Source organism: Actinomadura sp. NAK00032 (genome assembly GCF_013364275.1).
Classification (GTDB): domain Bacteria; phylum Actinomycetota; class Actinomycetes; order Streptosporangiales; family Streptosporangiaceae; genus Spirillospora.
Genome location: NZ_CP054932.1, coordinates 4,336,013 through 4,358,367 on the forward strand (window position 1 = coordinate 4,336,013; position 22,355 = coordinate 4,358,367).

Consider the following 22,355-nt stretch of genomic DNA (forward strand, 5'->3'; position numbering starts at 1 on the left):
CGTCACACACGCCCTCCCGGCCCGGCAAGGCGAAGCGCCGCCGCCGGGTCGAAGTCATCGCATGCCGTCCCGGCGGCGGGTGAGCGGCCGGTAAGGTAGTGGGTTTCCCTTGTCGCCCCTCACCGCCGGAGGTCTGCCCGCATGCCCGCCGAACCCGCCGGATCCGACGAAACGGAGATACTCACCGCCGAACGCGCGCACCTGGCCGAGTCGCGCGCCGCGCTGCGCCGGATGCGCGAGCACGCCGCGAGCCTGTCGGCTGACGTCGCCGCCGACTGGGTGAGCCGGCAGATCCTGGAGGCGATGCTCGACCAGCGGGTCGCCGCGCTCGCCGACCACCCCGGCACACCGCTGTTCTTCGGCCGGATGGACCGCGCCGCCGCGGGCGACCCCGAACTGCCCGAGGTCATCTACGTGGGGCGGCGGCACGTCCACGACGGCGCCGAGGGCCGCCCCCTCGTGCTGGACTGGCGCGCCCCCGTCTCCCGCGCCTTCTACCAGGCCGGCCCCGCCGAGCCGATGGGCTGGCGGCTGCGGCGCCGCTTCGGGTTCCAGGCCGGCGAGCTGACCGCCTTCGAGGACGAGCCCCTCGACGGCGGGACCGGCGCCGGGCCGTCCCGGATCCTCACCGAGGAGATCGAGCGGCCCCGCACCGGGCCGATGCGCGACATCGTCGCCACCATCCAGCCCGAGCAGGACGTGATCGTCCGCGCCGACCTGCCCCGCACGGTCTGCGTGCAGGGCGCGCCCGGCACCGGCAAGACCGCCGTCGGCCTGCACCGCGCCGCCTACCTGCTGTTCACGCACCGGGAGCGGCTGTCGCGGTCCGGCGTCCTCATCGTCGGCCCGAACCGGGCGTTCCTCGGCTACATCTCGGCGGTGCTGCCCGCGCTCGGCGAGGTCCGGGTCGAGCAGGCCACGATCGACGACCTGCTCGGCGCGCCGCTCGGGGCGGAGCCGCCGGCGGTGTCGGCCGCCAAGGGCGACCCCCGGATAACGGACGTCCTGCGCAGGGCGCTGTGGCTGCACGTCCGCAAGCCCGAGGAGGGCCTCGTCGTCACCCGCGGCTCGGTCCGCTTCCGGCTCGCCGACCACGAGGTACGGGAGATCGCGGCCGGGCTGCGCGGCACCACCCGGTACGGGGCGGGCCGCGCCGCGTTCGCGCAGCGCCTCGCGCACCGGGTCCTGGTGCTGATGGAGCAGCGCGGCGAGGCGCCCGACGACCGCGTCCAGGACCAGGTCGCCCGGAGCCGGCCGGTCCGGGAGGTCCTCGACGCGGTGTGGCCGAAGGTGACCCCCGAGCAGGTCCTGCACCGGCTGCTGTCGGACGCCGCGTTCCTCGCCCGGGCCGCCAAGGGCGTCCTGCGGGAGGACGAGCAGGCCGCGCTCCTATGGCCCAAGGCGCCGCGCTCGCACCGGTCGGCCAAGTGGACCGCCGCCGACCGGGCCCTCCTCGACGAGCTGGGCGGCCTCATCGACCGGACCCCCTCGATCGGCCACCTGGTCGTGGACGAGGCGCAGGACCTGTCGGCGATGCAGCTGCGGGCGCTGGGCCGCCGCTGCGGGACGGGCTCGGCGACCGTCCTCGGCGACCTCGCCCAGGGCACCACGGCCTGGTCGGCCCGCTCCTGGACGGAGGTCCTCGGCCACCTCGGGCAGGACGGCGAGGTCACCGAGCTGACGCTCGGGTTCCGCGTCCCGGGCACCGTCCTGGACTACGCCGCCCGGCTGCTCCCGCACGTCGCGCCCGGCCTGGAGCGGCCGCGCTCGCTGCGGCCCGGCGCCGGCGCCCTGGACGTGCGCCGCGTCGGCGGCGTGGTCCCGGCCGCCGCCGAGGCCGCCCGCGCGGCCCTCGCCCGCCCCGGCTCGATCGGCCTGATCGTCCCGGACGCCGCCGTCGCCGCGCACGCGGCCGCGCTGGCGGAGGCCGGGCTGGAGCACGCCGTGCTCGGCCCGGAGTCCGACGGCGCCGACCGGCTGCTGGTCATCCCCGCGACCCTCGCCAAGGGCCTGGAGTACGACCACGTGATCGTCGCCGAGCCCGCCGCGATCGCCGCCGCGGAGGAGCGCGGCCTCGCCCGGCTGTACGTCGTGCTGACCCGCGCCGTCACCTCGCTGACCGTCCTGCACCGCGACGACCTGCCCGCCGAGCTGGGCGGCTGACGGGCCGGCCGGAGGGCGTCAGCCGCGCGCGGCCGCCCCCTCCGGGCGCGCGCGGGGGCGCAGGCCGTCGAAGGCGATCCGCAGGACGTCCTCGCGTGCCCCGGCGTGCCCGGCCGCGTACGACATGCCGACCAGCAGCGCCATGACCTCCTCGGGGCCGACGTCGGCGCGGACGGCCCCCGCCTCCTGCGCGCGTTCGAGCAGGGCGGCCAGCGCCGCCCGCAGGCCGGGGCCCGCGCGCCCGGTGGCGGACCGGGCGTCGACGCCCGCTTCGGCCAGCGCCTCGGTGACGGCCTGCTTGGTCGCCGCCTGGGAGACCACCCGGGAGAGGAACCCGAAGAACGCCGCGCCGGGGTCGGCGGCCGCGCGCAGCTCCCGGGCCTCGCCGGCGAGCCGCTCCAGCAGCGCGACCAGCACGGCCTCCAGCAGCGACTCCTTGGTGGGGAAGTGCCGGAACACCGTGCCGATTCCGAGGCCCGCCCGCCGCGCGACCTCCTCGGTGGACGCGGAGGTCCCCTGCGCGGCGAAGACCTCCTCGGCCGCCGCGAGGACCTTGGCGCGGTTGCGCAGGGCGTCGGCGCGCAGCGGCCTGCCGGACGGGGGAGAGGTCATCGCGGCCTTCCATTGACAAGTGGAGTCTTGACTCCATATTTTGCATACGGAGTAGAAACTCCGATTGTAGAGGAGTCAGCCATGTCCGAGTTCGCCACCCCCCGGGCCGTCTTCCAGCGGCTGCTCGACGGGATCGCCGCCCGGCATCCCGGCGACCTGCCGCGGCTCTACGCGGAGGACGCGGTGGTCGTGCAGCCGTTCGCCCGCCCCGCCGCGCGCCTGGAGGGCCGCGCGGCGCTGCGCGAGCACTTCGCCCGGCTGGAGACGCTGCCACTGGAGATGGCGGCGCGCAACGTCACCGTCCACCAGACCGCCGATCCCGAGGTGATCGTCGCGGAGTTCGAGTACGCGGGGCGCAACACCGCGACGGGGCGGGAGTTCCTGCTGCCGAACATCGTGGTCATGCGGGTCCGTGACGGGCACATCGTGGAGTCCCGCGACTACCACGACCACGCGGGGCTCGGCCTGGCGGCGGGCGCCTGACCGGCCGCGCCGGCCCCGCGGTTGACTCGCGGGTCGGGCGGTTCCTAGGCTGGACGCGCCATACCGACCGGTTGGTATGTCCGTTCGCGGGCGGCCCGGCCGCCGCCCGCCGCCCCGCGCGGAGGTCCGCCCTGTGAGCACAGCACCGCCCGACGCCGACGAGCTGGGCCGCCAGGTCGGCGAGTTCCTCGCCGCCCACGACCCGTCGGCCACCGAGCCCCTGGAGTTCCTGCGCGCCCGGTTCGACGCCGGGCTCGCCTGGGTCCACTACCCCGAGGGGCTCGGCGGGCTCGGCGCCCCGCGGCACCTGCAGCCCGCCGTCGACCGGGCGTTCGCCGAGGCCGGCGCGCCGACCAACCACCCCGAGCGCAACGGCATCGGCCTCGGCATGGCCGCGCCGACGATCCTCGCGTTCGGCACCGAGGAGCAGAAGCGCCGCTTCCTGCGCCCGCTGTGGACCGGCGAGGAGCTGTGGTGCCAGCTGTTCAGCGAGCCCGGCGCCGGCTCCGACCTCGCCGCGCTCGCCACCCGCGCCGTCCGCGACGGCGACGCCTGGACCGTCGACGGGCAGAAGGTATGGACGTCCATGGCGCACGAGGCGCGCTGGGCGATCCTCGTGACCCGCACCGACCCCGGCGTCCCCAAGCACCGCGGCATGACCTACTTCGTGTGCGACATGACCGCGCCCGGCGTCGAGGTCCGCCCGCTGCGGCAGATCACCGGCGAGGCCGAGTTCAACGAGGTGTTCCTCACCGGGGTGCGGATCCCCGACGCGCACCGGCTCGGCGAGGTCGGGCAGGGCTGGCAGGTGTCCACCACCACGCTGATGAACGAGCGGGTCGCGATCGGCGGCAACGCCGCGCCGCGCGAGGGCGGCATGATCGGCGTGGTCGCCGCGCTCTGGCGGGACCGCCCCGAACTGCGCACCCCCGGCCTGCACGACGCGCTGCTGCGCGCCTGGGTGGAGACCGAGGCCGCCCGCCTCACCGGGGAGCGGCTGCGCCAGCAGCTCGCCGCCGGGCGGCCCGGCCCCGAGGGCTCGGGCGCCAAGCTCGCCTTCGCCAAGCTCAACCAGGAGGTCTCCGGGCTGGAGCTGGAAATGCTGGGCGAGGACGGCCTGCGCTACGACGACTGGACGATGCGCCGCCCCACCGAGGTCGACTTCACCCGACGCTCGCCCGGCTACCGCTACCTGCGCGCCAAGGGCAACTCCATCGAGGGCGGCACCTCGGAGATCCTGCGCAACATCATCGCCGAGCGCGTCCTCGGCCTGCCCGGCGAGATCCGCGTCGACAAGGACGTGGCGTGGAAGGACCTGCCCAAATGAGCGACCTGCTGTACTCCGAGATCGAGACCGACCTGCGCGCGGGCGTCCGCGGGCTGCTCGACGACAAGGCGCCCTGGACGTCCGTCCTCGCCGGCGTCGAGAAGGACGCGCCCTACGACGCGGAGCTGTGGCGCGCCGTCGCCGGGCAGCTCGGCTGCGCCGGGCTCCCCGTCCCCGAGGACCTCGGCGGCGCCGGCGCCACCTGGCGGGAGACCGCGGTGGTGATGGAGGAGCTGGGCCGCTCCGCCGCGCCCGTCCCGTTCCTGACCAGCGCCGTGGTCGCGACCGCCGCGCTGCTGGCCGCCGGTGAGCGCGAGCTGCTCGCCGAGCTGGCCGCCGGCGAGCGGATCGCGGTCCTGGCCGTCCCGTTCAGCACCCCGCCCGGCGGCGCCGCCGCCACCGTGCGGGCGGCCGACGAGGCGCTGACCGGCGAGGTCACCAGCGTCGCCGACGGCATGGCCGCCGACGTCCTGCTCGTCCCGGCCTCCGGCGGCCTGTACGCGGTGGACGCCGCCGACGCCCGCCGCACCGCCGTGACCTCCCTCGACATGACCCGGCGCCTCGCCGACGTCGCCTTCTCCGGCGCGCCCGCCCGGCGCGTCGCCGGCGACCTGGACGCGGTCCGGGCGGCGCTGCTGACCGGTGCGGCGATGCTGGCGTCCGAGCAGCTCGGGCTCGCCGAGCGCTGCCTGGACGACACCGTCGCCTACGTCAAGACCCGCTACCAATTCGGCCGCCCGGTCGGCTCCTACCAGGGCCTCAAGCACCGCCTCGCCGACCTGTGGACGTCCATCACCCAGGCGCGGGCCGTCGCGCGGCACGCGGCGTCCTGCGTCGCCGCCGGGGACGGGGACGCGCCGATCGCGGTGGCCGTGGCGCAGGCGCACTGCTCGGCCGTCGCCCTCAAGGCGGCGGAGGAATGCGTGCAGATGCACGGCGGCATCGGCTTCACCTGGGAGCACCCCGCGCACCTGTACCTGAAGCGCGCCAAGGCCGACTCGATCGCCCTCGGGACGGCCGACCACCACCGCGCCGCCCTGGCGGAGCTGGTCGACCTGCCCCCGGCGTGACACCGGGCCGGGCGGCTCCGCACCGGGAGCCGCCCGGCCGGCCGGTGATCGCGGTCAGCCGGTGATCACGGCGAGCACGCGCGTCCCCGGCGGGAAGGCGCCCCGCTCGGCCAGCGCCAGCACGCCGAACATCATCTTCGCCGTGTAGACCCGGTCGAGGACGACGCCGTGGCGGGCGGTGAAACCGGTGATGAACGCGTCCAGTTCCGGGGTCCGCCTGGCGTAGCCGCCGAAGTGGAAGCCGTCCTCGACGCGCCAGTCCCCCCGCCGCTCCCCGTACGCCTTGCGCTGGAGCCGCTCGACCTCGCCGTCCATGAAGCCGCCCTTCAGCACGGAGAATCCGAGGGCCCGCTGGCCCGGGGCCAGGCCCGCGGCGAGGCCGGCGAGCGTCCCGCCCGTCCCGCAGGGGCAGCACACCACGTCGAAGCCCGGCACCTCGGCGCCCAGCTCCGCGCACCCCTGGAGGGCCAGGGCGTTGCTGCCGCCCTCCGGCAGCAGGTGGAAGCCGCCCCACCGCTCGCGCAGGGCGCCGATGACGTCGGGGTCGTGCTTGCGGCGGTAGGCGGCGCGGTCCAGGTAGGCAAGGCGCATGCCCATCCGCGCGGCGTAGGCCAGCGAGTCGTTCAGCGGCAGGTGCTCCTCGCCCCTGATCACCCCGATCGTCGCGAACCCGAAGAGCCGCCCCGCCGCGGCGGCGGCCCGGATGTGGTTGGAGTACGCGCCGCCGAACGTCAGCAGCGCCCCCCGCGCGCGGGCCGGGCCGATGTTGTGCCGGAGCTTGCGCCACTTGTTGCCGGGCAGTTCGGGATGGACGAGGTCGTCGCGCTTCAGGAACAGCCGCACGCCGCGCCGCGCGGCCCGGTCGTCGGCCAGCTCCACCACCGGGGACGCCGGGAGGGGCGCGGGCAGGGCCGGGACCGGGGACGTCACCGGGGCGCCGGGAGCCCGAGCTCCGCGCGCAGCGTCCGCTGCACCTCGTCGATGCCCGGCCGCGCGTCCACGGTGACCACGTACTCCTTGCGGCCGAACAGCTCCAGGATCGGGTCGGTCTTGGCGTGGTAGTCGCGCAGCCGCTCCGCGAGCGCCTCCGGCGTGTCGTCCTCGCGGGTGACCAGCTCGCCGCCGCACACGTCGCAGCGGCCCTCGTGCGTCGGGCGGTCCGCGATCAGGTTGTAGTCCATCCCGCACCGCGCGCACAGCCGGCGGCCGAGCACCCGGCGGCGGACCTCCGCGTCCGGGAGGTCGAGGTGGATCACGCCGTCGATGTCGTAGCTCTCCAGGAAGAACTCGGTCTGCCGGCGGCTGCGCGGGAACCCGTCGACGATGAACCCGTAGTTCCAGTCGTGCTGGTCCAGCCGCTGCCGGACGACGCTCTCGGCGAGGTCGTCGCCGACCAGCTCGCCCGCCGCCATCGTCCGGCGCACCTGCGCGCCCAGCTTGGTGTGGTTCTTGACGTGCCAGCGGAAGATGTCCCCGACGCTGATGTGCACGATGTCCAGATCCCGCGCGAGCAGTCCCGACTGCGTTCCCTTGCCGCTGCCGATGGCGCCGATGATGACGTACTTGCGCATGCGGCAAGCCTATGCGGCGGGCCGGGCGGGAAACCGCCGGGCCGGCGCCGCTCAGAGCGGCAGCCGGAGCCGCCGTCCCAGCCTGCGGAAACGCGAGTCCGGGGCGTGCTCGGGCGACTCGTCCGCCACGGCCAGGCCCGCCAGCAGCGTCTCGAACGAGGGCTGCCGGACGCACACCAGCGTCGCGCGGGCCCGCCGGGCGCAGTGCAGCCGCACCGACGGCCGCAGCAGCCGCGAGAACGGGCCGCGCGTCCCGTGCCCGACGACCAGGATGTCGTCGTCGCCCGCCAGCCGCACCAGCGCGGCGCCGGGCTCGCCGACCAGCGCCAGCGCGGTCAGCTCCACCCCGCCCGGCGGGCCGCCGGACACCTCGGTGAGCAGCCGCGCGATCAGCTCGGCGCCGGAGGCGCGCAGCGCCTCGGTGATGCCGCAGCCGAGCTGCCCGGCCGCCGACACGTGCGGCGGCAGCGGCGCCGCGTGCGCGACGAGCAGCGGCAGCCGGCGCAGCCGCGCCGCGCCGATCGCCCAGGAGAGCGCGCAGCGGGCGCCCGCGGAGTCGTCCACCCCCACCACGATGCGGGGACCGCCCTCCGGTCTCGCGATCACGACCCCTCCTGTGCGCCGGGTGCCAGCAGTTTAGGCATACCCCCTGCGCCGCGGGGAGTGCCACATTGCGGAAACGGTGTTTTGCGTTGGAAGGCGTGGCCCCTGGACCGGCCGCCGCCGCGCGCGGCACACTTCGGGTATGGGAGCACCGCACGACAACGACCCGTCCTGCGCCGTCGCGCACGGCGACGTCCCGCCCGAGGCGCCGGAGCGGACACTGGTCGCGGTGTTCGCCGGCCCCGTCGCCGACCACCTGCTGCGCTACGGCGCCGACCTCGGCTACCGCACCTTCCTCGTCGACCCCGACAAGGAGCGCGGCGGCGCCGCCGACCTGCCGCCGCTCGACGGCACCGCCGACGTGGTCGTCACCGACCACCACCGCCCCGAGCTCGGGCCCGTCCTGCGCGACGTGCTCACGCAGCCCGTGCGGTGGGTCGGCGTCATGGGCAACCCCCGGCACCCCGCCCCGCACATCCCCGCGCTCACCGAGCTCGGCGTCCCCGCGAGCGAGATCGCCCGGGTGCACCGCCCGATCGGCCTCAACATCGGCTCCAAGACCCCGGCGGAGATCGCCATCGCCGCGCTCGCCGGGCTGATCGCCGACCGCAACGGCCGCCCCGGCGGCTTCGAGTTCTAGCGGGCCGCGGGTGCGAGCCGTCGCCTACGACGCCTTCCGGGCGCCGCCGGACGTCCGGGACCTGCCCGACCCGGCGGTGCCCGCCGGCGGCGCGGTGATCCGGGTCGAGGCCACCGGCGCCTGCCGCAGCGACTGGCACGGCTGGCAGGGCCACGACCCGGACATCCGGTCCTTCCCGCACGTCCCCGGCCACGAGCTGGCGGGCACGGTCGAGGAGGTCGGCGCGGGAGTGACCCGCCACCGGCCCGGCGACCGGGTGACCGCGCCGTTCGTGTGCGCGTGCGGCCGCTGCCCCGCCTGCGCGGCCGGGGACCAGCAGGTCTGCGAGGAGCAGACCCAGCCCGGCTTCACGCACTGGGGCTCGTTCGCCCAGTACGTCGCCGTCCACGACGCCGACGTCAACCTCGTGCGGCTGCCCGACGGGATGCCCTTCACCACCGCGGCGGCGCTCGGCTGCCGGTTCGCCACCGCGTTCCGGGCCGTCACCGCGCAGGGCGGCGCCGCGCCCGGCCGGTGGGTCGCGGTGCACGGCTGCGGCGGCCTCGGCCTGTCCGCCGTCATGATCGCCGCGGCGGCGGGCGCCCGGGTCGTCGCCGTCGACGTCTCGCCGCGCGCGCTGGAGCTGGCGCGGCGCTGCGGCGCGGCCGCCGTCGTCGACGCCGCCGGGCACGACGACGTCGCCGCGGCCGTCCGCGACGCCAGCGGCGGCGGCGCGCACCTGTCCCTGGACGCGCTCGGCAGCCCCGCCACCGCCCGCGCCTCGGTCGCCTCGCTGCGCCGCCGCGGCCGGCACGTCCAGGTCGGGCTGCTGCCGCCCGGCGCGGGCCGCGCCGACCTCCCGATGGACCGCGTCATCGCCTGGGAGCTGGAGATCGCCGGCAGCCACGGGATGCCCGCGCACGCCTACGGCCCGATGCTGGAGCTGGTGCGCGCCGGCGCGCTGCGCCCGGACCTGCTCGTCGCCCGCGTGCTGCCGCTCGGCGACGCGCCCGGGGCCCTCACCGCGCCGTCCGGCCCCGGCATCACGGTGCTCGAACCGCACCGGGAGTCCTAGCCGGCGGATCCGCGCGGCACCCCTCCCGGCCGGGGGGCCGTGCGTAGGATGAAGGCGTTGCACGCGTTCTGTCGGTGGGGTCGCCTACGGTCGCCGGAGACGGGGCCGTCCGGCCGCGCCGTCCGAGCGATGCCGCCGAACGCGAAGGTGACCATCACCATGGCGAACACCACGATCGAGTCAGACCGCGACTTCCAGCAGCTCGCCGACCCGTACCGGCGGGAGCTGCTCGCGCACTGCTACCGGATGCTGGGCTCCATCCACGACGCCGAGGACCTCGTCCAGGAGACCTACCTGCGGGCGTGGCGGTCCTACGGCGACTTCGAGGGCCGGTCGTCGCTGCGGACGTGGCTGTACCGGATCGCCACCAACGTGTGCCTCACGGCGATCGACCAGCGCGGCAGGCGGCCCATGCCGTCGGGGCTGGGCGCGCCGAGCGAGGAGCCGGAGCGGCCCGTGGTCGCCTCGCCCGAGGTGCCGTGGCTGGAGCCCGCGCCCGACGCGGTCCTCGGCGCGGACGCCGCCGACCCGGCCACGATCGTCGCGGCCCGCGAGAGCACCCGGCTGGCGTTCGTCGCGGCGCTGCAGCACCTGCCCGCCAAGCAGCGGGTCGTGCTGATCCTGCGGGACGTGCTGAAGTGGCGGGCGGCCGAGGTCGCCGAGCTGCTCGGCACCTCCACGGCGGCGGTCAACAGCGCGCTGCAGCGGGCGCGGGCCCAGCTGGAGCAGGACGCGCCGATGCGCGACGAGCTGGTCGAGCCGACCGACCCCGCCCAGCGGGAGCTGCTGGAGCGGTACGCCAAGGCCTTCGAGGACGCCGACATCGCCGGGCTCATCGAGCTGTTCAAGAAGGACGTCGTCTGGGAGATGCCGCCGTTCCCCGAGTGGTTCGTCGGCGCCGAGACCGTGGTGCGGCTCATCGCCGCCCAGTGCGCGCCCGGTCCGGGCGACATCCGGATGGTCCCGGCCGCCGCGAACGGGCAGCCCGCGTTCGGCCTCTACAAGCGCGCCGAGGACGGCGTCCACCGCGCCTACCAGCTGCAGGTGCTGAGCGTCACCGCGGACGGCGTCGCGCACGCCTCGGTGTTCTTCGACACGAGCCTGTTCCCCCTGTTCGGGCTGGCCGAGCACCTCTGAGCGGCCCGGCCCCGTTTCCATTGGACGGAAACCCCGTTCCGGCGCACCCGGCACGGGCTGCCAGGGTGGGTGCACGGTGTCCGCGACGTGGGAAGGGGAGGCCTATGGACCGCGCAGAGACCGGCGGAGGCGGGGAGGAGCGCTCGCCGCACCCGCCGTACCTGTACCCGGGCTACAAGAGCACCGTGCTCCGCGCCCCGGCACAGGAACTGATCATGCCGAAGCTCGGTCCGGACAGCGTCGAGCTGACCTCGCCGGTCTTCGGCCACCAGGAGCTCGGCCGGCTGGACGAGGACCTCACCGTCCAGCACTCCGGGGAGCCGCAGGGCCAGCGCATCGTCGTGACCGGCCGCGTCCTGGACGGCGCCGGCCGCCCGGTGCGGGGCGCGCTGGTGGAGATCTGGCAGGCCAACGCGGCCGGCCGCTACCACCACCTCGGCGACATCCACCCGGCGCCGCTCGACCCGAACTTCACCGGCGCCGGGCGCTGCCTCACGGGCGGCGACGGCCGCTACCGGTTCGTCACGATCAAGCCGGGCGCCTACCCGTGGGGCAACCACCACAACGCCTGGCGGCCCGCGCACATCCACTTCTCGGTGTTCGGGACGGCGTTCACCCAGCGGCTCGTCACCCAGATGTACTTCCCCGGCGACCCGCTGTTCGGCTACGACCCGATCTTCCAGTCGATTCCGGACGAGCGGGACCGGGAGAAGCTGATCTCCCGGTTCGACATGGACACCACCACGCCGGAGTGGGCGCTCGGCTACCAGTGGGACATCGTCCTCGGCGACACCCCGATGGAGGCCTGATGAGCACGCCGCCTCTCACCACCGCGCCCCTCACCACTCCGTCCCAGACCGTCGGGCCGTTCTTCGGCTACGCGCTGCCGTACGCGGGCGGTCCGGAGGTCGTGCCGCCGTGGCGGCCGGACGCGATCACGGTGCGCGGCCGGGTGCTGGACGGCGCCGGTGAGCCGGTGCCGGACGCGCTGCTGGAGATCTGGCAGCCGGACGCCGACGGCGCGGTCCCGCGCGCCCCCGGCGGGCTGGTCCGGGCCGGGCACGGTTTCTCCGGCTTCGGCCGCTGCGGCACCGACGCCGCCGGCGGCTACTGGTTCAGCACCCTCAAGCCCGGCGCGGCCGGGGGCGGCGCCCCCTACATCGCCGTGCTGGTGTTCGCCCGCGGCCTGCTGAAGCCCGTCTTCACCCGGCTGTACTTCCCCGAGGACGAGGCCGCCCACGCCGGCGACCCGCTGCTCGCGCAGGTCCCGGCGGAGCGGCGCGGCACGCTCGTCGCCGCGCGCGAGGGCGAGCGGGAGTACCGCTTCGACGTCCGGCTGCAAGGGGAAGGGGAGACGGTCTTCCTTGCCTTCTGACGAACGGCCGCCTTCTGCCGACCGGGGAGCGGCCCCGGACGCGGGGCTGCTGTCGCCCGTCCGGGCCGGGACGGCGGCGGAGGCCGCGACGAGCGACCTCGCCTACCTGACCGCGATGCTGGACGCCGAGGCGGCGCTGGCCCGCGCGCAGGCCCGCCTCGGCATCGTCCCCGCGGCGGCCGCCGCGGCGATCACCGCGGCCGCCGACCCCGGCCGGTTCGACCTCGTCGCGATCGCCCGCCGGGCGCGCGGCTCCGGCAACCCCGTGGTGCCGCTGGTCGCCGACCTGCGCGACCTCGCCGGGCCCGCAGGCGAGCACGTGCACAAGGGCGCCACCAGCCAGGACATCGCCGACACCGGCGCGATGCTCGTCGCGGCCCGGGCCCGGCGCGCCGTCCTCGCCGATCTCGACCGGGCGCTGGACGCCCTGGCCGGGCTCGCCGCGCGGTACCGCGACACCCCGATGGCGGCCCGCACGCTCGGCCGGCAGGCGCTGCCGACCACGTTCGGCGCCAAGGCCGCGAACTGGCTGCTCGGCTGCCTGGAGGCCCGCGAGGGGCTGGCCGCCGCGCCGCTGCCCGTCCAGCTCGGCGGCCCCGCCGGGACGCTCGACGCCTTCGGCGGGCAGGCCTTCGACCTGGTCGCCGCCTACGCCGAGGAGACCGGGCTCGCGTGCCCGGTGCTGCCGTGGCACACCCGCCGGGCGCCGGTCGCGGGGCTCGCCTCGGCGCTGGCGGTCGCCGCGGGCGCGCTCGGCAAGATCGCCACCGACGTGTGGCTGCTGTCGCAGAGCGAGGTCGGCGAGGCCGCCGAGGCCGCGGGCGCCGGGAGGGGCGGCTCGTCCTCGATGCCGCACAAGCGCAACCCCGCGCTGTCGGCCCTGGTCCGCTCGGCCGCGCTGCAGGTGCCGGCGCAGGCCCAGGTGGTCCTCGCCGCGCAGGCCGCGCCGCACGAGCGGCCGGCGGGGGAGTGGCACGCCGAGTGGCAGCCGCTGCGCGAGTGCCTGCGCCTCACCGGCGGCGCCGCCGAGACCGCCGCCGAGCTGCTGGAGGGTCTGGAGGTGTCCCCCGAGCGGATGCGCGCCGACCTGGACGGCCTGCTCGACGTGCTCGGCGGCGACCCCGGCACCGGGAACGCCGCCGCGCTCGTCGGCCGGGCCCTCGACGCCTACCGGAGGAGCCGCCCGTGACCGCCCCCCAGGACCGCCTGCTCCCCCGGTACCGCTTGGACGGCCCGGAGGACGCGCCGCTCGTCGTCCTCGGCCCGTCCCTCGGCACCACCATGGACCTGTGGCTCCCGCAGCTGCCCGCGCTCACCCGCGCGTGGCGGGTGCTGCGCTACGACCTGCCCGGCCACGGCGGCGCCCCCGTCCCGGACGGCCCGTTCACCGTCGACGACCTCGCCGGCGGGGTCCTCGCCCTCCTGGACGCGCTCGGCGCCGAGCGGGCCGCCTACGCCGGGGTGTCGCTCGGCGGCGCGGTCGGCACCGCGCTCGCGCTGCGCGCCCCCGGCCGCGTCGCGAGCCTGGTCCTGTGCTGCACGTCCGCGCGCTTCGGCGACCCGGGGCCGTGGCGGGACCGGGCCGCGCTCGTCCGCCGCGAAGGGGTCGGCCCGGTGGCCGGCTCGGCGGCGGCGCGCTGGTTCACCCCGGCCTTCTCCGGCGCGGAGCCCTACGTGGCGATGCTCCGCGCGACCGACGCCGAGGGCTACGCCGCCTGCTGCGACGCCCTCGCCGGATTCGACGCCACCGCGCGGCTCGGCGCGGTCTCCGCGCCGACCCTGGTGATCGCCGGAGCGCAGGACGGCCCCACACCGCCGGCGGGCCACGCCGACCGGCTGGCCGCGGGCATCCCCGGCGCACGGCTGGCCGTCCTGGACGGCGCCGGCCACCTGGCGAACGTCGAACGCCCGGCCGAGGTCACCGACGAGATCACCGCGCACCTGGCGCGCACATGGAAGGGGCAGGACGGATGAGCGGGGAGCGCATGACCGACGGGGAGCGGCACGCGCAGGGCATGCGGACGCGCAGAGAGGTGCTCGGGGACGCGCACGTCGACCGCGCCGAGGCCCGCAAGAACGCGTTCACCGCCGGCTTCCAGGACATGATCACCCGGTACGCCTGGGGGGAGATCTGGAGCCGCCCCGGCCTGGACCGCAAGACCCGCAGCTGCATCACGCTCACCGCCATGGTCGCCGGCGGCCACCTGGACGAGCTGGCCATGCACGTCCGCGCCGCCGTCCGCAACGGGCTGACGCACGAGGAGATCGAAGAGGTGCTCCTGCAGACGGCGATCTATTGTGGGGTACCGGCGGCGAACTCGGCCTTCGCCGTCGCCCAGCGGGTCCTCGACGAAGGGGAGTGACGGGCGGGTTCCGGGCGGCCGGCCCGGAGGGCGGGCCGCGCGGGAGGTGGCAGGTGGCGGGCGACGGAGCGGAGCGCGCGCGGCCGGTGAGCGTGGCCGGCAAGGTGATGGCGATCCTGAACGCCTTCGCCCAGGGCGGAGTCCGGCTCAACCTGAGCGAGATCTGCCGCCGCTCCGGGCTGCCGCTCGCGACCGGGCACCGGCTCGTCGGGGAACTGGTCGGCGGCGGGTTCCTGGAGCGGGTCCCGGACGGCACGTACCGCATCGGCACCCGGCTGTGGCGCATCGGCAGCCAGGCCCCGGCCGTCACGGGGCTGCGCGAGCTGGCCCTGCCCCACATGGAGGACCTGTACGAGGCCACCCACGACAACGTGCAGCTCGGCGTGCTGCGCGACGACCGCGTGCTGATCGTCGAGCGGCTGCGCGGTACCCGCTCGGTGCCGGTGGTCACGCAGGTCGGCGCGATGCTGCCGCTGCACACCACGGGCGTGGGCAAGGTGCTGCTGGCCTACGCGCCGCCGGAGGTCCGGGAGAAGGTCCTCGCCGGGGAGCTGGCCCGGCACGCGGCGCGCTCCATCACCGCCGCCGGGGAGCTGCGGCGCGCCCTGGAGCAGGTCCGCCGCTCCGGGTACGCGCTCACCCGCGACGAGATGACGCTCGGCGCCTCGTCGGTCGGCGCGCCGGTGCGGGACGCGGCGGGCGAGGTGGTCGCGGCGCTGTCGCTGGTGTCGGCCACGCGCAGCGCCGACCTGCGGCGGCTGCTGCCGCCGCTGACGACGGCGGCGCGCGCCCTGTCCCGGGACGTGGCCGCGCACTGGGGCGGCGATCCCGACCTGTTTTCCGCTGAGCGGAAGACCGGGGCTTGAACCAGCGGCGATGCGCGCCAGCATCGCCGGGTGAACCGACGACGAGGAGGCTCGATGCGTACCCAGGTCGCGATCATCGGCGGCGGCCCCGCCGGACTGCTGCTGTCGCACCTGCTCCATCTGCGGGGGATCGAGTCGGTGGTGCTGGAGAGCCGGGACCGCGACTACGTGGAGCACCGGCAGCGCGCCGGGATGCTGGAGCAGGGCACGACCGACGTGCTGCGCGAGAGCGGCGCCGGCGACCGGCTCGACCGGGAGGGGCTCGTCCACCACGGGCTGGAGCTGCGGTTCGGCGGCGCCGGGCACCGCGTCCCGCTGACCGACCTCACCGGCCGGACGGTCACCGTGTACGCGCAGACCGAGATCGTCAAGGACCTGGTGGCCCGGCGGCTGGCGGACGGCGGCGACGTGCGGTTCGAGACCGAGGTCGTGGCCCTGGACGCGTCCGCGCCGAGCGTGACGTTCCGCAGCGGCGGCGAGACGCGCACGCTGGACTGCGACTACATCGCGGGCTGCGACGGGTTCCACGGCGTCAGCCGCCCGGCGGTGCCGGGCCTGCGGACGTTCTCGCGCGAGTACCCGTTCGCCTGGCTCGGCATCCTCGCCGACGTCCCGCCGTCCACCGAGGAGCTGATCTACGCCAACCACGACCGCGGCTTCGCGCTGCACAGCCTGCGCTCGCCGCAGGTCAGCCGGCTGTACCTCCAGGTCGGCCCGGACGAGGACATCGCCGCGTGGTCCGACGCCCGGATCTGGGACGAGCTGGCGGTCCGGTTCGCCACCGACGACGGCTGGAAGCTGCACGAGGGGCCGATCACCGACAAGTCGGTCACGCCGATGCGCAGCTTCGTGGCCGAGCCGCTGCGGCACGACCGGCTGTTCCTCGCCGGCGACGCCGGGCACATCGTCCCGCCGACCGGCGCCAAGGGCCTCAACCTGGCCGTCTCGGACGTGATCGTCCTGGCGCGGGCGCTGACCGAGCGGTACGCCTCGGGGTCGGAGACGCTGCTGGACGGCTACTCGGACGCGTGCCTGCGGCGGGTCTGGCGGGCCGAGCACTTCTCCTACTGGATGACGACGCTGCTGCACGTCGACCCGGCGGCGACCGACTTCGAGCGGCGGCTCCAGCGCTCCCACCTGGACTACGTGGCGTCGTCGGAGGCGGCCAAGACGTCCCTGGCGGAGAACTACACCGGCCTCCCCATCTTCTAGGCGGGCGGCTCCCCGCCACCGGAGGACTCCGGTGCCCGCGCGGCGCAGTGAGATGCACATCACGCGAATTGGCAGTGCCTGAAATTTTGCCGCTTGGGCAAGTTCGGTTTAGCGTGGACGGGTCGCGGGTGGTCCGCGCGTCGCGACCGACTGGGGGATGCCTTGGCCACGCTGCTGTACCGGCTGGGCCGGTTCTCGTTCCGCCGCCGCGGCCTCGTGGTCCTGCTGTGGGCGGCGCTCCTCGTCCTCGCCGGTGTGGGCGCGGCCGCGCTGAAGGGGCCGACGTCCAACGACTTCTCGATCCCCGGCACCGAGTCGCAGCAGGCGATCGACCTGCTGGAGCAGAAGATGCCGCAGGCGTCCGCGGACGGCGCCACCGCCCGGGTCGTGTTCGCCGCGCCCGCCGGGTCCACGGTCACCGGGCCGTCCGGCAAGGCCGCCGTCGAGCAGGTCGTCGGCCGGCTGAAGACCGCCCCGCAGGTCGCCTCCGTCCTCGACCCCTACCAGGCGGGCGCCGTGTCCAAGGACGGCCGGATCGCCTACGCCCAGGTCACCTACGAGGTGTCGCCGATCGAGGTGACCGACGAGGCGCGGGACGCGCTCACCGCGGCGGCCGGTCCCGGCCGCGCCGCCGGGCTCCAGGTCGAGATGGGCGGCACCGCCACCGAGGGCATGCCCGCGCAGAGCGCTGCCGAGGTGATCGGCGTCGCGGTCGCCGCGGTCGTGCTGGTCATCACGTTCGGGTCGCTGGTCGCCGCCGGGCTGCCGCTGCTGAACGCGCTCCTCGGCGTCGGCATCGCGATGGCGGCGATCACCGCGGCCACCGGGCTGTTCGAGATGAGCTCCATGACCTCGACGCTCGCGCTCATGCTCGGCCTCGCGGTCGCCATCGACTACGCCCTGTTCATCGTCTCGCGCTACCGGCACGAACTGCAGGAGGGGCGGTCCGGGGAGGAGGCCGCCGGCCGGGCCGTCGGCACCGCCGGGTCCGCGGTCGTGTTCGCCGGCCTGACCGTCGTCATCGCCCTCGCCGGGCTCGCCGTCGTCGGCATCCCGCTGCTCACCGAGATGGGCCTGGCCGCCGCGTTCGCCGTGGTCGTCGCCGTCCTCATCGCGCTCAGCCTGCTGCCCGCGCTGCTCGGGCTCGCCGGCCGCCGGGTGCTCGGCGGCCGGCTCCCCGGCCTGCGCGGCGGCCGCCGCGCGAACCGCTCCGGCCAGGGCCGCGCGCCCGCGGGGGAGCGGTGGGCCCGGTTCGTCGTCCGCCGCCCGCTGCCGGTGCTGCTCGCCGCCGTCGCCGGTCTCGGCGTCATCGCCGCGCCCGCCCTGGACCTGCGGCTCGGGCTGCCCGGCGACGAGGTCTCCGCGCCCGACACGACCCAGCGCAAGGCCTACGACCTGATCGCCGACGGTTTCGGCCCCGGCTCCAACGGGCCCCTGATGGTCGTCGTGCGGGGGGACGCCGGCCAGGCGCAGGCCGCCGCGCAGCGGTTCGGCGGCGAGGTCGGCCGCATGGCGGACGTCGCCGCGGTGACCCCGCCGGTCGCGAACGCCGCCGGCGACACCGCCGTCCTCAGCGTGGTGCCCAAGAGCGGGCCCAGCACGCCGCAGACCGAGGACCTCGTCGCCGACATCCGCGCCGGGGGCGAGGCCGCCGGCGTCCGGGCCATGGTGACCGGGCAGACGGCGATGGCGATCGACGTGTCCGCCAAGCTCGGCCAGGCGCTCGCGCCCTACCTCGCCGTCGTCGTCGGACTCGCCTTCATCCTGCTGCTCCTGGTGTTCCGGTCGCTGCTCGTGCCGCTGAAGGCGACGCTCGGGTTCCTGCTCACCGTCGCCGCGACCTTCGGCGCGGTCGTCGCCGTGTTCCAGTGGGGCTGGCTCGCCGGGCTGCTCGGCGTCGAGGAGACCGGGCCCATCATGAGCATGATGCCGATCTTCCTGATCGGGGTCGTGTTCGGCCTCGCCATGGACTACCAGGTCTTCCTCGTCACCCGGATGCGCGAGGAGCACGTGCACGGCGCCGCCCCGACCGAGGCCGTCGTCACCGGGTTCCGGCACGGCGCCCGCGTCGTCGGCGCCGCCGCCGTCATCATGATCGCGGTGTTCGCCGGGTTCGTCGCCTCCTCCGAGTCGATGATCAAGATGATGGGGTTCGCGCTCGCGGCCGGCGTCGCCTTCGACGCCTTCGTGGTCCGCATGACGCTCGTCCCCGCGGTGATGGCGCTGTCCGGCCGCGCCGCCTGGTGGCTGCCCCGGTGGCTCGCGCGTGCCTTGCCCAACGTGGACGTCGAAGGTGAGAGGCTTCGGCATCTGCTCGACGAGCCCGGCGAGCGCGCCCGCGAGCGGGAGCCCGCGGCCTCGCGGAGCTGAACCGGCCCGTCCCCCACCCCCACAGAAGGACAGCGATGTGAGCCTCCTCGACCGACCGGCCCGGCCGGACGGCGCCCTGACGCGGCTGCGCCGGCCGGGACGTCGGAACACGCCCGACGCGGGACGGCCCGGCCGGGAGCGCCCGGGCGGGCGGCCCCACGCCGTCCGCGAGCTGGTCCTGATCGTGCTGCTGTTCACGGTCTACAAGCTCGGCCGGCTGCTGGCGAGCGGGCGGGTCGGGGAGGCGTTCGCCAACGCCCGCGAGGTGTGGCACCTGGAGCGCCTGCTGCGCCTGCCCAGCGAGACCGGCGTCCAGGAGGGCCTGCTGAACAGCCAGTTCCTCGTGCACGCGGCCAACAGCTACTACGCCTACGTGCACTTCCCGGCGGCGATCGCCTTCCTGCTCTGGGTCTACCTGCGGCGGCCCGCCCACTACCGGTGGGTCCGCCGGGTCATGGTCGCGCTGACCGGCGTCGCGCTCGTCCTGCACCTGCTCGTCCCGCTGGCCCCGCCGCGGATGCTGCCCGCCACCGGGCTCATCGACACCGCGGCGCGGTTCGGCCCCGCCGTGTACGGGCCGCCGCAGACCGACACCGTCGCCAACCAGTACGCGGCGATGCCGTCCCTGCACATCGGATGGGCGGCCGTCATCGCGCTCGGCCTCATCGTCACGTCCCGGACGCGCTGGCGCTGGCTGTGGCTCCTGCACCCCGCAGTGACGGTCGCGGTCGTGGTCGGCACCGCCAACCACTACTGGCTGGACGGCATCGTGGTGCTCGCCCTGCTGGCGGTCAGCGTCCTGCTCCTGCGCCCGCCCGCCGCCGGACGGGCCGCGGCGCCCGGCTAGCCCGCCGGGTCCGCCTCCGGTTCCCCCTCCGGCTCGGCGTCCAGCGTCTCCAGCAGCTCGGTCACCGGCTCCAGCTTCTCGTACAGCAGCAGCACCGGCTCGCCCGGCGCGGCGAGGTCCAGCGCGGACGCCAGCGCCCCCTTCAGGTCGCCCGCCGGATGGTGCAGGACGTCCGGGCGCTCCTCGCGCAGCCCCTGGACGATCAGCCGGGTCATCTCGCCGGAGCGGCGGCCCCGCAGGTCCTCGTCCTCGTAGACGACGACGCGGCCGAAGGACGCCGCGAGCGCCCGCGCCGTCTCGCCGACCAGCTCGTCGGACCGGTCGCCCGGCAGCGTGACCGCGGCGACGCCCCCGGTGCCCCAGCGCCGCCCGACGAACGCGCCCATCGCGGCGACCGCCGCCGGGTTGTGCGCGTAGTCGACCAGGACCGGGTTCTCGCCGACCCGGTACACGCAGCCCCGGCCGGGGTTGCGGGTGTGCGGGTCGAACGAGCGCAGCGCGCGCGCCACCACGTCCACCGCGACGCCGAGGGCCCGCGCGGCGGCCGACGCGGCCAGCGCGTTCGCCAGCACGTGCGCGGCGTGCCCGCCGAACGCGCCCGCCACCTCCGCGGCCGGCAGGATCCGGGTGCGGCGCTCGCCGCGCGCCTCGGTGAGCCAGCCGTCGGCCACGTAGTAGCCGAGGCCGCCGCCGCGCAGGTGCGCGGCGAGGACGGGCGCGTCCGGCGACAGCGCGAAGAACCGCAGCACCGGGTCGCGGCGCCGCACCGAGGGCCGCTCGGCCAGGCTCGCCGACGGCTCGTCCTCGGCGTTCAGCACCACGTGCCCGCCGCGCCGGACCTCCTCGGCGACCAGCGCCTTGATGTCGAGCAGGTCGGCCACGGACTCGGTGTCGTCCATGCCGAGGTGGTCGCGGGTCACGTTGGTGACGACCGCGACGTCCGCGCGGTCGTAGCCGAGGCCGCGCCGGACGATGCCGCCGCGCGCCGTCTCCAGCACGGCCGCCTCCACCGACCGGTCGCCGAGCACCATCTCCGCCGAGCGGGGCCCGGACGCGTCCGACAGGTGGACCAGGCGCCCGCCCACGTGCACGCCCTCGGTGCTGGTCATGCCGGTCCGCCGGCCGTCCAGCTCCAGCATGTGCGCGATCATCCGGACGGTCGTCGTCTTGCCGTTGGTGCCCGTCACCGACACCACCGGGACCCGCGACGGCGTGCCCGCCGGGTACATCAGGTCGATGACGTCGCCGGCGACGTCGCGCCCCGCGCCCTCGTGCGGCGCCAGGTGCATGCGCAGCCCCGGCGCGGCGTTGACCTCCAGGATCCCGGCCGCGCCGCGCTCGGCGGGCACCGGGGAGGCGATGTCGGGCAGCCGCAGGTCGATGCCGCACACGTCCATGCCGACGGCCGCGGCGGCCCGCACGCACATGGCGGCGACCTCCGCGTGCACCTCGCCGGTCACGTCGCGGCTGGTGCCGCCGGTGGACAGGTTCGCGTTGCGGCGCAGCCACACCCGCTCCCCGTCGCCGGGCACCGAGTCGGGGCCGTGCCCCTGCCGCGCCAGCAGCGCCAGCTCCGTCGGGCCGAGCGCCAGCCGCGTCAGCGGCCGGTCGTGGCCCTCGCCGCGCGCCGGGTCGGCGTTGACCCGCTCCACCAGCGCCGCGACCGCGGCCTCCCCGTCGCCGGTCAGGTGCGCGGCGGTCAGCTCGGCCGCCGCCGCGACCCGGCCGCCGACCACCAGGACCCGGTAGTCCTTGCCCGGGATGTAGGACTCGACGAGGACCTCGCCCTCCTCCCCGGCGGCGGCCGCGAACGCGGCCACCACCTCCGGCGGCTCGGTCAGCTCGATGTGGACGTTCTCGCCCTGGTGCCCGGCGAGCGGCTTGACGACCACCGGCCCGCCGATGCCGCGCAGCGCCGCCAGCGCCTCCGCCGGCGACGCCGCGACCCGCCCCTCCGGGACGGGGACGCCCGCGTCGGCGAGCACCCGGTGCGCGAGCCGCTTGTCGCCCGCGACCTCCATCCCGATCGCGGAGGTCGCGTCGGTCATCGCCGCCCACACCGTCCGCCGGTACCGGCCGTACCCGAGCCGCAGCAGGTTGAGGCCCTCGACGCGGCGGACCGGCACGCCCCGCTCGCGCGCCGCGCGGGCCAGCGCCGCCGTGCTCACCCCGAGGCGCTCGGCCTCGTGCGCGGCGGCGACCTCGGCGAGGCCGGCGGACAGGTCCGGCACCTGCCCCTCCAGCGCGCCGGTCACCGCCCGCACGGCGAGCATGATCAGCCGTTCCACCACGGTGCTGCCGGCCGGCTCGTCCCGCGGGCACTCCAGGATCACCTCGTACTCGCCCGGCCCGCCCGCGAGGACGGTGCGGCCGAAGAACACCTCGCGGCCGATGAGCCCGGACAGCTCCAGCGTGACGTGCTCGGTGACATGGCCGAAATAGGTGCCGCGCGCCATCGCGTCCAGCAGGCCGCCGGGGCGGCCCGCCGAGCAGTGGTGCCCGGCGAGGCCCGGCAGCGCCGCGACGAGGCGCTCCGCGAAGCCGGGGTGGTCGGTCGTCTCGTGTCCGGTCAGGCCCTGCAGGTCCAGCCGCGCGATCGCGACCGGGCGGGCCAGGTAGGTGTTCGGGCCGCTCAGGCGGCGCACATGATCGAGCCGCACGG

General features: G+C 76.1%; 21 protein-coding genes. 16 read left to right on the plus strand and 5 right to left on the minus strand.

From position 1 onward, the window contains the following. Positions 1–141: 141 nt before the first annotated feature. Positions 142–2,163, plus strand: coding sequence for an AAA family ATPase (locus HUT06_RS20125; protein WP_176197151.1), 2,022 nt, complete (start codon positions 142–144; stop codon positions 2,161–2,163). A gap of 18 nt (positions 2,164–2,181) precedes the next feature. Here the strand turns inward: HUT06_RS20125 and HUT06_RS20130 are convergent, their stop codons facing one another. Continuing rightward, a complete protein-coding gene (locus HUT06_RS20130; protein ID WP_176197152.1) occupies positions 2,182–2,775 on the minus strand; it encodes a TetR/AcrR family transcriptional regulator in 594 nt (197 codons plus the stop codon). An 81-nt stretch (positions 2,776–2,856) separates the two neighbouring features. Here HUT06_RS20130 and HUT06_RS20135 point away from each other — a divergent pair, with 81 nt between their 5' ends. The 3 genes from HUT06_RS20135 (at position 2,857) to HUT06_RS20145 (ending at position 5,655) form a co-directional block, all read left to right on the plus strand. Next, positions 2,857–3,258: a nuclear transport factor 2 family protein gene (locus tag HUT06_RS20135; protein WP_176197153.1), complete on the plus strand. Its 402-nt coding sequence runs from the start codon at positions 2,857–2,859 to the stop codon at positions 3,256–3,258. Positions 3,259–3,391: 133 nt separating this feature from the next. Beyond that, positions 3,392–4,585 carry an acyl-CoA dehydrogenase family protein gene (locus HUT06_RS20140; RefSeq protein WP_254715286.1) on the plus strand — a complete coding sequence of 398 codons (1,194 nt, stop codon included), beginning with the start codon at positions 3,392–3,394 and terminating at the stop codon, positions 4,583–4,585. Further along, a complete protein-coding gene (locus HUT06_RS20145; RefSeq protein WP_176197155.1) occupies positions 4,582–5,655 on the plus strand; it encodes an acyl-CoA dehydrogenase family protein in 1,074 nt (357 codons plus the stop codon). The genes HUT06_RS20140 and HUT06_RS20145 overlap by 4 nt, the downstream gene beginning before the upstream one ends. A gap of 54 nt (positions 5,656–5,709) precedes the next feature. Here the strand turns inward: HUT06_RS20145 and HUT06_RS20150 are convergent, their stop codons facing one another. The 3 genes from HUT06_RS20150 to HUT06_RS20160 are packed head-to-tail and all read right to left on the minus strand — an operon-like array spanning position 5,710 to position 7,832. Beyond that, positions 5,710–6,585 carry a 1-aminocyclopropane-1-carboxylate deaminase/D-cysteine desulfhydrase gene (locus tag HUT06_RS20150; protein ID WP_176197156.1) on the minus strand — a complete coding sequence of 292 codons (876 nt, stop codon included), beginning with the start codon at positions 6,583–6,585 and terminating at the stop codon, positions 5,710–5,712. Then, the gene (locus HUT06_RS20155) at positions 6,582–7,226 is read right to left on the minus strand and encodes a nucleoside monophosphate kinase (protein WP_176197157.1); all 645 of its coding nucleotides are present in this window, start codon (positions 7,224–7,226) and stop codon (positions 6,582–6,584) included. Before HUT06_RS20155 ends, HUT06_RS20150 begins: the two co-directional genes overlap by 4 nt. Before the next feature lie 51 nt (positions 7,227–7,277). Next, positions 7,278–7,832, minus strand: a complete 555-nt coding sequence (locus HUT06_RS20160; RefSeq protein WP_176197158.1) for a universal stress protein — start codon at positions 7,830–7,832, stop codon at positions 7,278–7,280. Positions 7,833–7,971: 139 nt separating this feature from the next. On the opposite strand from HUT06_RS20160, the gene HUT06_RS20165 reads away from it, so the two are divergent. From HUT06_RS20165 to HUT06_RS20215, 12 genes are all read left to right on the plus strand, one after another. Beyond that, positions 7,972–8,469: an XdhC family protein gene (locus tag HUT06_RS20165; RefSeq protein ID WP_176197159.1), complete on the plus strand. Its 498-nt coding sequence runs from the start codon at positions 7,972–7,974 to the stop codon at positions 8,467–8,469. Positions 8,470–8,479: 10 nt separating this feature from the next. After that, on the plus strand, positions 8,480–9,523 hold the full coding sequence (locus HUT06_RS20170) for a zinc-dependent alcohol dehydrogenase family protein (RefSeq protein ID WP_176197160.1): 1,044 nt from the start codon (positions 8,480–8,482) through the stop codon (positions 9,521–9,523). A 159-nt stretch (positions 9,524–9,682) separates the two neighbouring features. Further along, on the plus strand, positions 9,683–10,660 hold the full coding sequence (locus tag HUT06_RS20175) for a sigma-70 family RNA polymerase sigma factor (RefSeq protein ID WP_176197161.1): 978 nt from the start codon (positions 9,683–9,685) through the stop codon (positions 10,658–10,660). A 104-nt stretch (positions 10,661–10,764) separates the two neighbouring features. Continuing rightward, the gene (gene pcaH, locus HUT06_RS20180) at positions 10,765–11,469 is read left to right on the plus strand and encodes a protocatechuate 3,4-dioxygenase subunit beta (protein WP_176197162.1); all 705 of its coding nucleotides are present in this window, start codon (positions 10,765–10,767) and stop codon (positions 11,467–11,469) included. Next, positions 11,469–12,035 carry a protocatechuate 3,4-dioxygenase subunit alpha gene (gene pcaG, locus HUT06_RS20185; RefSeq protein ID WP_176197163.1) on the plus strand — a complete coding sequence of 189 codons (567 nt, stop codon included), beginning with the start codon at positions 11,469–11,471 and terminating at the stop codon, positions 12,033–12,035. Before pcaH ends, pcaG begins: the two co-directional genes overlap by 1 nt. Beyond that, the gene (gene pcaB / locus HUT06_RS20190; protein WP_176197164.1) at positions 12,025–13,224 is read left to right on the plus strand and encodes a 3-carboxy-cis,cis-muconate cycloisomerase; all 1,200 of its coding nucleotides are present in this window, start codon (positions 12,025–12,027) and stop codon (positions 13,222–13,224) included. The genes pcaG and pcaB overlap by 11 nt, the downstream gene beginning before the upstream one ends. Continuing rightward, on the plus strand, positions 13,221–14,009 hold the full coding sequence (gene pcaD / locus HUT06_RS44620) for a 3-oxoadipate enol-lactonase (protein WP_368406978.1): 789 nt from the start codon (positions 13,221–13,223) through the stop codon (positions 14,007–14,009). Before pcaB ends, pcaD begins: the two co-directional genes overlap by 4 nt. Beyond that, positions 14,006–14,398: a 4-carboxymuconolactone decarboxylase gene (pcaC, locus tag HUT06_RS45620; protein ID WP_368406979.1), complete on the plus strand. Its 393-nt coding sequence runs from the start codon at positions 14,006–14,008 to the stop codon at positions 14,396–14,398. The genes pcaD and pcaC overlap by 4 nt, the downstream gene beginning before the upstream one ends. Positions 14,399–14,451: 53 nt before the next feature. Continuing rightward, positions 14,452–15,264, plus strand: a complete 813-nt coding sequence (locus tag HUT06_RS20200; protein ID WP_254715287.1) for an IclR family transcriptional regulator — start codon at positions 14,452–14,454, stop codon at positions 15,262–15,264. A 54-nt stretch (positions 15,265–15,318) separates the two neighbouring features. Next, entirely contained in the window at positions 15,319–16,476 is a 1,158-nt protein-coding gene (locus HUT06_RS20205) for a 4-hydroxybenzoate 3-monooxygenase (RefSeq protein ID WP_176197165.1), read from the plus strand. Between the two features lie 162 nt (positions 16,477–16,638). Further along, positions 16,639–18,846, plus strand: coding sequence for an MMPL family transporter (locus tag HUT06_RS20210; RefSeq protein WP_176197166.1), 2,208 nt, complete (start codon positions 16,639–16,641; stop codon positions 18,844–18,846). Between the two features lie 37 nt (positions 18,847–18,883). After that, entirely contained in the window at positions 18,884–19,693 is an 810-nt protein-coding gene (locus HUT06_RS20215) for a phosphatase PAP2 family protein (RefSeq protein WP_254715288.1), read from the plus strand. On the opposite strand, the gene cphA is transcribed toward HUT06_RS20215, so the two are convergent. Continuing rightward, positions 19,690–22,353: a cyanophycin synthetase gene (cphA, locus tag HUT06_RS20220; RefSeq protein WP_176197167.1), complete on the minus strand. Its 2,664-nt coding sequence runs from the start codon at positions 22,351–22,353 to the stop codon at positions 19,690–19,692. The two genes, HUT06_RS20215 and cphA, sit on opposite strands and share 4 nt — an antisense overlap. Between the last annotated feature and the right edge of the window lie 2 nt (positions 22,354–22,355).

What these genes read in the sequence shown, in the direction of transcription:
- HUT06_RS20125 (WP_176197151.1), top strand. Translation starts at nt 142, where the DNA reads ATGCCCGCCGAACCCGCCGGATCCGACGAAACGGAGATACTCACCGCC.
- HUT06_RS20130 (WP_176197152.1), bottom strand. Translation starts at nt 2,775, where the DNA reads ATGACCTCTCCCCCGTCCGGCAGGCCGCTGCGCGCCGACGCCCTGCGC.
- HUT06_RS20135 (WP_176197153.1), top strand. Translation starts at nt 2,857, where the DNA reads ATGTCCGAGTTCGCCACCCCCCGGGCCGTCTTCCAGCGGCTGCTCGAC.
- HUT06_RS20145 (WP_176197155.1), top strand. Translation starts at nt 4,582, where the DNA reads ATGAGCGACCTGCTGTACTCCGAGATCGAGACCGACCTGCGCGCGGGC.
- HUT06_RS20155 (WP_176197157.1), bottom strand. Translation starts at nt 7,226, where the DNA reads ATGCGCAAGTACGTCATCATCGGCGCCATCGGCAGCGGCAAGGGAACG.
- HUT06_RS20165 (WP_176197159.1), top strand. Translation starts at nt 7,972, where the DNA reads ATGGGAGCACCGCACGACAACGACCCGTCCTGCGCCGTCGCGCACGGC.
- HUT06_RS20175 (WP_176197161.1), top strand. Translation starts at nt 9,683, where the DNA reads ATGGCGAACACCACGATCGAGTCAGACCGCGACTTCCAGCAGCTCGCC.
- pcaH (WP_176197162.1), top strand. Translation starts at nt 10,765, where the DNA reads ATGGACCGCGCAGAGACCGGCGGAGGCGGGGAGGAGCGCTCGCCGCAC.
- pcaG (WP_176197163.1), top strand. Translation starts at nt 11,469, where the DNA reads ATGAGCACGCCGCCTCTCACCACCGCGCCCCTCACCACTCCGTCCCAG.
- pcaC (WP_368406979.1), top strand. Translation starts at nt 14,006, where the DNA reads ATGAGCGGGGAGCGCATGACCGACGGGGAGCGGCACGCGCAGGGCATG.
- HUT06_RS20205 (WP_176197165.1), top strand. Translation starts at nt 15,319, where the DNA reads ATGCGTACCCAGGTCGCGATCATCGGCGGCGGCCCCGCCGGACTGCTG.